The sequence below is a fragment of the Bradyrhizobium sp. Leo114 genome (assembly GCF_055229415.2).
Genome location: NZ_JBUYEN020000103.1, coordinates 1 through 9,393 on the forward strand (window position 1 = coordinate 1; position 9,393 = coordinate 9,393).

General features: G+C 63.8%; 7 protein-coding genes and 2 pseudogenes. 4 read left to right on the forward strand and 5 right to left on the reverse strand.

The genetic code is table 11. From position 1 onward, the window contains the following. Window positions 1-424: 424 nt before the first annotated feature. Window positions 425-814: a response regulator gene (locus ACZIRK_RS43815; protein ID WP_474419692.1), complete on the reverse strand. Its 390-nt coding sequence runs from the start codon at window positions 812-814 to the stop codon at window positions 425-427. A gap of 406 nt (window positions 815-1,220) precedes the next feature. On the opposite strand from ACZIRK_RS43815, the pseudogene ACZIRK_RS43820 reads away from it, so the two are divergent. The 3 genes and pseudogenes from ACZIRK_RS43820 (at window position 1,221) to ACZIRK_RS43830 (ending at window position 5,263) form a co-directional block, all read left to right on the forward strand. Continuing rightward, window positions 1,221-3,952: pseudogene (locus ACZIRK_RS43820) on the forward strand (PAS domain S-box protein). Window positions 3,953-4,006: 54 nt separating this feature from the next. After that, the gene (locus tag ACZIRK_RS43825; RefSeq protein WP_474419693.1) at window positions 4,007-5,002 is read left to right on the forward strand and encodes a P1 family peptidase; all 996 of its coding nucleotides are present in this window, start codon (window positions 4,007-4,009) and stop codon (window positions 5,000-5,002) included. 54 nt (window positions 5,003-5,056) lie between these two features. Further along, a complete protein-coding gene (locus ACZIRK_RS43830) occupies window positions 5,057-5,263 on the forward strand; it encodes a KTSC domain-containing protein (protein WP_474419695.1) in 207 nt (68 codons plus the stop codon). A 10-nt stretch (window positions 5,264-5,273) separates the two neighbouring features. On the opposite strand, the gene ACZIRK_RS43835 is transcribed toward ACZIRK_RS43830, so the two are convergent. After that, entirely contained in the window at window positions 5,274-6,056 is a 783-nt protein-coding gene (locus ACZIRK_RS43835; RefSeq protein WP_474419696.1) for an EF-hand domain-containing protein, read from the reverse strand. A gap of 254 nt (window positions 6,057-6,310) precedes the next feature. On the opposite strand from ACZIRK_RS43835, the gene rpe reads away from it, so the two are divergent. Then, the gene (gene rpe / locus ACZIRK_RS43840) at window positions 6,311-7,012 is read left to right on the forward strand and encodes a ribulose-phosphate 3-epimerase (RefSeq protein WP_130226238.1); all 702 of its coding nucleotides are present in this window, start codon (window positions 6,311-6,313) and stop codon (window positions 7,010-7,012) included. Here rpe and ACZIRK_RS43845 read toward each other — a convergent pair. From ACZIRK_RS43845 to ACZIRK_RS43855, 3 genes and pseudogenes are all read right to left on the reverse strand, one after another. Beyond that, window positions 7,009-8,409 (reverse strand): serine/threonine protein kinase, encoded by a 1,401-nt coding sequence (locus ACZIRK_RS43845; protein ID WP_474419698.1) that lies wholly within the window; start codon window positions 8,407-8,409, stop codon window positions 7,009-7,011. The two genes, rpe and ACZIRK_RS43845, sit on opposite strands and share 4 nt — an antisense overlap. Window positions 8,410-8,412: 3 nt before the next feature. Beyond that, on the reverse strand, window positions 8,413-9,153 hold the full coding sequence (locus tag ACZIRK_RS43850) for a metallophosphoesterase family protein (protein ID WP_456644444.1): 741 nt from the start codon (window positions 9,151-9,153) through the stop codon (window positions 8,413-8,415). Window positions 9,154-9,283: 130 nt separating this feature from the next. Beyond that, window positions 9,284-9,393 (reverse strand): annotated as a pseudogene (locus ACZIRK_RS43855) (IS5/IS1182 family transposase); the annotation flags it as partial.

The following is a 9,393-nucleotide window of genomic DNA, read 5'->3' on the forward strand; positions in this document are numbered from 1 at the left end:
GGCCTCGAAGCCTTCCGTCGCATCAAATACGGCACCACTTTGAGGCTCAAAAATGTGTGAATCGGATAGCCGGTCACCGGGGAGAGCACGAAGGAAACCGTAACACCATCGCGCAGGGAAAGCCGGAGCTGCTTCGGTTGAACCTGTGGTCCTACCCCCGTGCTTTTTGTTGCACGGGACCCACGGGTGCAACCAGCACCCGGCTTTCCCTGCGCCCTCTGATATCGAGGAGGGTAAAACGAGACGCAAAGCTCGGGCAAATCATGCCGCGAGAATGCGAACTCATATCCGCTGTTTGAATCAGACGTAGGATGGGTAGAGCGAAGCGAAACCCATCATCGCACCGCTTGCTCCATCGCGATGGGTTTCGCTTCGCTCTACCCATCCTACGGGTCCGCTGTTTGAAATTTGGGAAGTCGTCCGATCAAACCGCCGCGCGCACCGCAACGGGGACAACCGCCTGCCGCGCGTTCTCGATGGCGCGCATCAGGTCGTTCGGACGGAACGGCTTCTGCAGGCAGACCACGTTCGACAGGTCTGGCGCTTCAGCGACGAAATCCAGCGCCGTCATGCCGGAGATCGCGACGATGGGGAAATCCGGCTGGCGGTCGCGCATCATCGACATGAGGTCGAGACCGCTCTTGCCCTGCAGGAAGATGTCGATGATCGCAAGATCGAATTTGGTCGTTTCGAACGCCTTGATCCCCTCCGCGGCGGACGCCGCCTCGACAATCTCGAAACGATTGACGCGCAGCACAATTGCGATCATCGCGCGCACGTCGGATTGGTCGTCGACAATAAGAACACGGGCCATGAAAACCCCCGGGACCGGCTGCGGGAAGCCTAGTCGTGGAAAACGCTATGCAGTAGGTGATCAGGCGAATTATCTATCCTGTCAGTAAAGAGGTGGTTACCTCAATTGGATACGGGCGCCCGGTTCAATTCCCTGCCGGTAGCAGATAACCTTTGATCGATTTCGAGCAATTCGTTTTGCGCCAAAGCGATGCGTAGCGGGTTTATGGGACTTTCATTTCGACGTTCCCCAAATCAGCGGACACAGCCTTCCCTTTCCGCCGGTACGGAGAGAGGGGCCGGATATTCCACTTTGTGTGGACAGCCCGCGCGCGGATTTGACGTGATCGACTGTCTTGCGTTCGATACCGCCTTCCAGGAGACCATCAGTGCTCAAGGGTAACGATCGCAGCTTCTTCCTTTCGACCATGCCGGCCTCGCGCGGCGACCGCAACGTAGCGCTGGCGGTGGTCGTCGTCTCGGCCGTGCTGTTCGTGATCGCGATACCATTCGCCGGGATGCCGCTGACGCCGGTACCGGCTTTCGTGGCGAGCTACCAGTCCGCGCTGGCGATCAACGATCTCATCACCGCGGTGCTGCTGTTTTCGCAGTTCGCCATCCTGCGCTGGCGGGCACTGCTGCTGCTCGCGAGCGGGTATCTTTTCACCGCTGCGGCCGCGGTCACCCACGCGCTGACCTTTCCGGGCCTGTTTGCGCCGGCGGGCCTGTTCGGCGCCGGTTCGCAGACCACGGTCTGGCTCTACATGGTCTGGCACGGCTTCTTCCCGCTGACGGTGCTCGGCTACGCGGTTTTGAAAGGAAACGACGGCGCCCGGATTCGCGGCTCGACGATGTCGGCGATCATGGGCAGCGTTGCGGCAGTCGTCGTCGCGATGGCGCTGTTTACCTGGATCGTCACCGCCCAGCACGACCACCTCCCAGTCCTTTTGAGCGGCGGTCACTACACGCCGGTCATGCTCGGCGTGGTCTCGACGGTGCTGTTCTTCTGCGCCGCCGCGCTTGCTGCGCTATGGTTCCGGAAGCCGCATTCCGTCATCGACATCTGGCTCATGGTCGTGCTGTGCGCCTGGCTGTTCGACATCGCGCTGTCGGCGATGCTCAACGTCGCGAGATTCGATCTCGGTTTCTACGCCGCACGCATCTACGCCTTATGCGCCGCCAGCTTCGTGCTCGCGGTGCTGTTGATCGATAACGTCGCGCTGCAGGCGCAGATGTCGGGGCTGTTGGGCGTAGTTCGTCGCCAGGCCGCCAGCGAACGCGACTATCACGCCGAGCGCGAGCGGCTGTTCAGCGCGGTCGTGGAATCCTCCAATGACGCCATCATCACCAAGTCGCTCGACGGCACCATTACCGCCTGGAATCCGGCCGCCGAGCGCCTGTTCGGCTATCCGGCAGCCGTGGCGGTCGGCCAGCACATCGACCTCATCGTGCCGCCCGACAATCGCGGCGAGGTCAACGACATTCTCAAGCGGATCCGCAGCGGCGAAAAGCTGGCGCAATATGAAACGCAGCGGCTGCACAAGAGCGGCAAACCGATCGACGTCTCGCTCAGCGTCTCGCCGCTATTGTCGGCGACGGGCGAGATCATCGGCGCCTCCAAGATCGCGCACGACATCACCGAAAGCAGGCGGACGCGGGAGGCGCTGAGCCGGGAGCTCGAGGAGCGGCAGCATATCTTCGAAGCATCGCAGGACTTCCTCTCGATAACGGACAAGCAGGGCCATTTCGTCCAGGTCAGCCCGAGCGCCAGGACCATTGCCGGCTACGATCCCGCCGAGATGGTCGGACGTTCCGCGGTCGAGTTCGTTCATCCGGATGATCTCGAAAACACCCGCAACGAAATGCGCGCTGCGCGGCGCGGCCAGAGCAAGCGCAACTTCGAGAGATCCGCAAGGACGGCGAAGTGGTATCACTCAACTGGTCCGCAACCTATTCGGAGCCGGTCAAGCGCTATTTCTTCATCGGCCGCGACCTCACCGAGAAGCAGGCCGCCGAGGCGCAGATCCGGCAGGTGCAGAAGATGGACGCGGTAGGCCAGCTCACCGGCGGCGTCGCCCATGACTTCAACAACATCCTGACCGTCATCACCGGCACCATCGGCATCCTGGAAGAAGCGGTCTCCGACCGGCCCGACCTCGTCGCCATCGCCCGGCTGATCGACGAAGCCGCCGAGCGCGGCGCCAACCTGACCAGGCACCTGCTCGCCTTCGCCCGCAAGCAGCCGCTGCAGCCGGTCGATGTCGATATCAACGCGCTGATCCTGGAGGCGGCGAAGCTGCTGCGCCCGACGCTCGGCGAGCATATCGAGATCACGCCAATGCTGGCCGACGACGCCTGGACGGCAATGGTCGATCCGAACCAGCTCACCGCGGCAATCCTCAATCTCGCGCTGAATGCGCGCGATGCCATGCCCCGCGGCGGCAAGCTGGCGCTCGAAAGCCGCAACGTCTATCTCGACGAGGGCTATGCCAGCATGCACAGCGAGGTCGCGGTCGGCCATTACGTCATGGTCGCCGTCAGCGACAGCGGCGGCGGCATTCCGGCCCATCTCTTGGAAAAAGTATTCGATCCCTTCTTCACCACCAAGGAAGTCGGCAAGGGCACCGGGCTTGGGCTTTCCATGGTGTTCGGCTTCGTCAAGCAGTCGGGCGGGCACATCAAGATCTACAGCGAGGAGCGCCACGGCACCTCGGTCAAGATGTATCTGCCGCGCGCGACCGGCCTCGCCCAGACTATCGCGGAAGCGCAGCAGACCACCGATCTCCGGGGCGGACACGAAGCCATCCTGGTGGTCGAGGACGACGCGCTGGTGCGCAAGTATGTCGTGACCCAGATCACGAGCCTCGGCTACTCCACGCGCGAGGCGGCCAATGCCGCCGAGGCGCTCAACATCATCGATACCGGCGCGCCGATCGACCTCCTGTTCACCGACGTCATCATGCCGGGCGCCATGAACGGACGCCAACTCGTCGACGAGGCGCTGAAGCGGCGGCCTGGGCTCAAGACGCTGTACACGTCGGGCTACACAGAGAACGCGATCGTCCATCACGGGCGGCTCGATTCCGGCGTGCTGCTGCTGGCGAAGCCCTATCGCAAGTCCGAGCTCGCCAAGATGATCCGGCTCGCGCTCGGCAGTTGATGCATTCGGTTCGGTTGCTATATCGATCAACAAGACGACAAGAGGAAGCGCGCTTTGAAAAATCTCCTCACCGACATCGCAGGCGTCCGCGTCGGCCATGCCGACGACGCTTCGATCGCCTCCGGCGTCACAGCGATCATCTTTGATAAGCCCGCCGTGGCGTCGATCGACGTGCGCGGCGGTGGCCCGGGCACGCGCGACGACGCGCTGCTGCAGCCGCACAATACCGTCGATGCGGTGGACGCGATCGCGCTGTCCGGCGGCTCGGCCCTCGGCCTCGATGCTGCCGGCGGCGTGCAGGCCTGGCTGGCCGAGCAAGGCCGCGGCTTGCGGATCCGCGACGCCGTGATCCCGATCGTGCCCGGTGCGATCTGCTTCGATCTCTTGAACGGCGGCAACAAGGCGTGGGGACGGTTCCCGCCCTATCGCGATCTCGCCTATGCCGCGGCGGCCGCAGCCGGGAGCGATTTCCGGCTCGGCAGCGTCGGCGCCGGCACGGGCGCGACCACCTCCAACCTGAAGGGCGGACTAGGTTCGGCATCGGCGCGGACCGATGACGGCGTGACGGTTGCCGCGCTTGCCGTCGTCAATGCGGTCGGCGCCGTCACGGTCGGCGATGGCCCGTGGTTCTGGGCGGCACCGTTCGAGGTCGACAGGGAATTCGGCGGACGCGGTTTGCCGGCCTCGTTCACGCCTGATATGCTGAAGGCGCGGCTGAAGGGCGGACCGGCGGCGACATCCGGCGAGAACACCACGCTGGTCGTGGTCGCCACCGATGCTACGCTGACGAAAACGCAGGCCAAGCGGCTGGCGATGATCGCGCAGACCGGCATGGCGCGGGCGATCTATCCGGTGCATGCGCCGCTCGACGGCGACGTGGTGTTTGCCGCGGCGACCGGCGAGAAGCCGATCGATCCTTTGTTCGGCCTCACCGAACTCGGCATGCACGCCGCCAACACTGTGGCCCGCGCGATTGCGCGCGGCGTATACGCGGCGACCGCGCTGCCCTTCCACGATGCGCTGCCGAGCTGGCAGGATCGCTTTGGCTAGCAACGGAATTCAGCGACATGCGTTGAGGCTGCGGGTTCCAGCTCGGGTGCCGCAATGCCATCCACTGTCATTCGCTTCTTCCGCTACGACGCCGAAAAACGCGAGCTGTTGGTCGTCTTCGTTACTGGCCGCCGCTACATTTATGAGGATGTTCCGCCCGATGTGGCCGAGGCGTTCGGCAACGCATTCTCAAAGGGCCAGTTCTTCAACCACGAGATACGAGATCGCTACCGTTACCGCGAACTCAAGCAATTGGCTTAAACGCGATCTGTCACGCATTGACCGAGAGGGAGGCCCAGGCCTGCGCCGAGATCGGCTTGGCCTGCAGCTGCACCAGTTGGTCGACGGCGTGCCGCTGCCCCAACTGGTCGACGAAATTGTAGGACGAGGTGGCAGCCCGCGCGGCAGACGGGCTCGCAGCAGAGGTCGCCGTTATTTTCGATCCGTCGGCATAGGTCGTGGTGGTCGTGACCGATCCATCGCTGTTGGCAATCGAAGTGCTGGTGCCATCAAGCGCCTGCATCAGCGCATCGGCACCGCCGCCACCGCCGCCGGAGTGACGATGAGCATGCGAGCGATGGCGGGACCCGCCCTTCAAAGCCGAGGACATCTCGTCCAGCGTGACATTGCCGTCGCCATCCTTGTCCAGCTTGGAGAACACGTCATCGGCCTTCGCCAGATTGGTCCCGCCAGCGCCGAGCGCATTCTCGAATTCGGATTTCGTGATCTTGCCGTCGCCGTCGCCATCGATCTGCCCGAACAAATCCTTCAGCGCCTCCGAGGGACTCTTAGTCGAGGCAGCCGTACCGGTCGACGCCTGGCTCTGCGCATCGAGCAGCGCGCTCATCGTCTCAGGAGCGATCGGCGCAGAGCTGCCGCCGGCCGATCCGGAACTCGGGGCCGCGCCCGTCGGCGTCGTCGTGGCGGCGGAAATATCGAAGATGTTGCCGGCGTCCTGAGTCTGGCCGGTGGGCTTTGCCTGCGACGTCTTCGACGACGTCAACGACTTCAAGAGATCGATGGCCGACGAGGCAGCGCCAAGGGCGAACAGCATGAGAGGGAACTCCGACAATGCCGCGTGAGCGGCGGCCCAACACCTGCACGACTAGCGAGCAAGCGCTGTGCCATGGCGAAAAGCCCTTTAAAATCGGCATTCGTGCATACAGACAGGTTCGCCGCAGCCGGCAATTGCTGCCGCTGCGGCAATTTTTTCCTGCCCGCGATTTCCCTCCTGTGCATTGCCCGGCACCAGCATGCATGTTAGGCGGAACCATCCTGCCGCTACAGAGATGCCTTGGGAGAGCGTCCATGTCCCAGCCCTTCACGCCACGTCCGCTGGTGATCGCGCCGTCGATCCTGGCCTCGGATTTCTCCAAACTCGGCGAAGAAGTCCGCGCCGTCGACCAGGCCGGCGCCGACTGGATCCATCTCGACGTCATGGACGGGCATTTCGTGCCGAACATCTCCTATGGCCCTGATGTCATCAAGGCGATGCGCCCGCACACCAAGAAGGTATTCGACGCGCATCTGATGATCTCGCCTTGCGATCCCTATCTCGAGGCGTTCGCGAAGGCCGGCTGCGACCACATCACGGTGCATGCCGAGGCCGGCCCGCATCTGCATCGTTCGCTGCAGGCGATCCGCGCGCTGGGCAAGAAGGCTGGCGTCTCGATCAATCCGGCAACACCCGTGAGCGCGATCGAGCATGTGCTCGACCTCATCGACTTGGTGCTGGTGATGTCGGTCAATCCGGGATTTGGCGGCCAGGCCTTCATCCGCGGCTCGCTCGGCAAGGTCAGCGACGTCAGGGCGATGACCGCCGGCCGGCCGATCGACATCGAGGTCGATGGCGGCGTCGCGCCCGATGTATCAGGGGAACTGGCAGCGGCCGGCGCCAATGCGTTTGTCGCCGGCTCGGCCGTGTTCAAGGGCGGCACGATGGAGGCATACAAGGCCAACATCTCCGCGATCCGCAACGCAGCGGCGCTGGCGCGCGGCGAAGCGATCTAGCCCGAGCGTGGCGGGCGCACCACGGTCACCGTGCAAGGCGCCTCCGCCGCCACCTTCGCCGAGACGCTGCCGAGCAGCGTCCGCAGCATGGAATCCCGCCGCGCGCCGATCACGATGTGATCGACCTGATTGGCTTGCGCGAATTCCAGGATTGCCGCCGCGGGATCGATCGCCTCCAGCACATGCACCGACAGCCGGTTCTCGTCGAGCTTCAGCGAGGACGCCCAGTGGCGCAACGCGACCAGGCGGTCGATATGCTTGTTGCTGCCCTTCTCATCCAGGGTCCGATCGATGGTGACGAGGCCAAGCTTGAGCACGTTGACGCATGCGAGACGGGCCTGCGGCAAGGTCCCGAGTATCCGCTGCGTGGTGACGCGCAAGGCATCGTTCAGCGGGCCCGAGGTTTCCGTCGTATCGATCGCAACCACCAGGATCGGGCTCGACGCCAATTGTACCGCGACATCGGACTTCGGCTGCGGCTGCCATGCCCCGCGGTTGAAGCGGCGGCGCATCACCGTCGCGAACGGATCGCGCTCGCGCCGCTCTGCACGCGCCGTCAGCTTGACCTGATCGGGATTGCTGAGATCGAAGGCGAGTTGCGAGGCGGTCGGATAGCGCCAGGCGGGCTCGATCTCCAGGCATCGCAGGACGATCTCCTGCAGCCAGGGCGGATAGTCGGGTTTGAGCTTGCGCGGCGGATAGGGATCGCGCCACAGCCGCCGACGCATGCCGCGCAATGTTTCGCTCTCGCCGAACGGCCGCACCCCGGTGGTGAAGAAATACAGCAGCACGCCGAGCGAAAACAAATCGCTGCGCGGATCATCGCGCACCCCGAGCAGGCGCTCCGGCGCCATATAGGGCGCGGTGCCGTAAGGCAGACGAAATTCTTCCTGCAAGAGGTCGGGCAGATGTTCGTGATGCGACAGGCCGAAATCGATCAGCACAGCCTCGCCGCTCTCGCGGAACATGATGCTGCTCGGCTTGATGTCGTGATGGATGACGTTCTGCCGATGCAGCGCCGACAGCGCAGCAGCGATCTTGATGCCGAGCGCCCTCGCCTCCTCGTAAGCGATCGGCAGATCGTCGAGCCGCTTGTAGAGGGTCCGGCCCGGGATGCGCTCGAGCACGACATACGCCTGGCGCGCGAAATCGCCGGTGCCGAAGCAGGCCGGCACATGCGGCCCGGACAATCGCGGCAGGATCATCTGCTCCATCTCGAAGCTGACGATGGCGGCGGGGTCCTCGCCTTCCGAGACTCGCGGCGCCTTCATCAGGAGCGGCACGTTGATGCCGGGATGGGTGACGCTCCACAGCGTCGCCATGCCGCCGCGGTGCACGCACTCGCCGACGGTGAAGCCATCGATGACCGTGCCCGGCTGCATGAGAATTTTCGCCATTTGCTATCGGCCGACCAACAGGCGATCGGCAAGCCAGCCCGGCAGGCCATTGTCGCGGATCCGGGCGGCTGCCGAGTCGATATCATAGGGGGCACGACAATAGGTGACCTCCCGCCTCTCGGTGTCGAACATGGCGAAGGCGGCTGCGGGAATGCCGTCGCGGGGCTGGCCGACGGAGCCAAGCACCGCAAGCCAGCGCCGGCCGGCCAAGAGCTGCACGGCTACGCCCGTGGTCGGGACAAAGCTGGTCATCTTCGCCGTCGACGACATCGAATAGAGCGCTGGACGGTGGATATGACCGCAAAAGGTGATTGGAGCCTCCGCAGCCATCATGCTGCGCGCAGCGTCCGACGCGTCGCGCACGTAGCGCCACCTGGTCGGGTTGGACGCTTCGGAATGGACGTAGAGGCGGTCGTCCTCCTGCTGCATCAGCGGCAGTTCGGTAAGGAAACGCCGTTGCGCCGCGCTGAGCTTGCCGCGGGTCCACTCGACCACCGCCTGGGCTTCGGCGTTCATCGCGTCGTTGTCGATACCGATGGCGGTGTCATGGTTGCCGCGAACCGCGATCGCGCCGTCCTCGACCAGCGCCATGACGGTATCGACGATCCATTCGGGGTCGGCCCCATAGCCAACGAAGTCGCCGAGCAGAACGAATTTCTCTGCGCCTTGCGCACGCGCAGCCTCAAGGCAGGCGTCAAATGCCTGCCGATTGCCGTGAATATCCGCAAACAGCGCGAGACGCACATCATCCTCCCAGCCAATCCTGGCGGGCCCAATCACATCTGTCTTGATGGATATCAAACACGGGCAACTCGGTGCCCGCAAATGGATCGGGGGGATCGATCGCGAATTACGAGCTAGGTCGCGTGGACAGTTATCTTAGCCAGAGCAGAGTTGCGGCGATAGCGACGACAGCGAAGTAATTTCGTGCGGTTTTTTCGTAGCGCGTAGCAACGCGCCTGAAACGCTTCAGTTTCGAGAAGC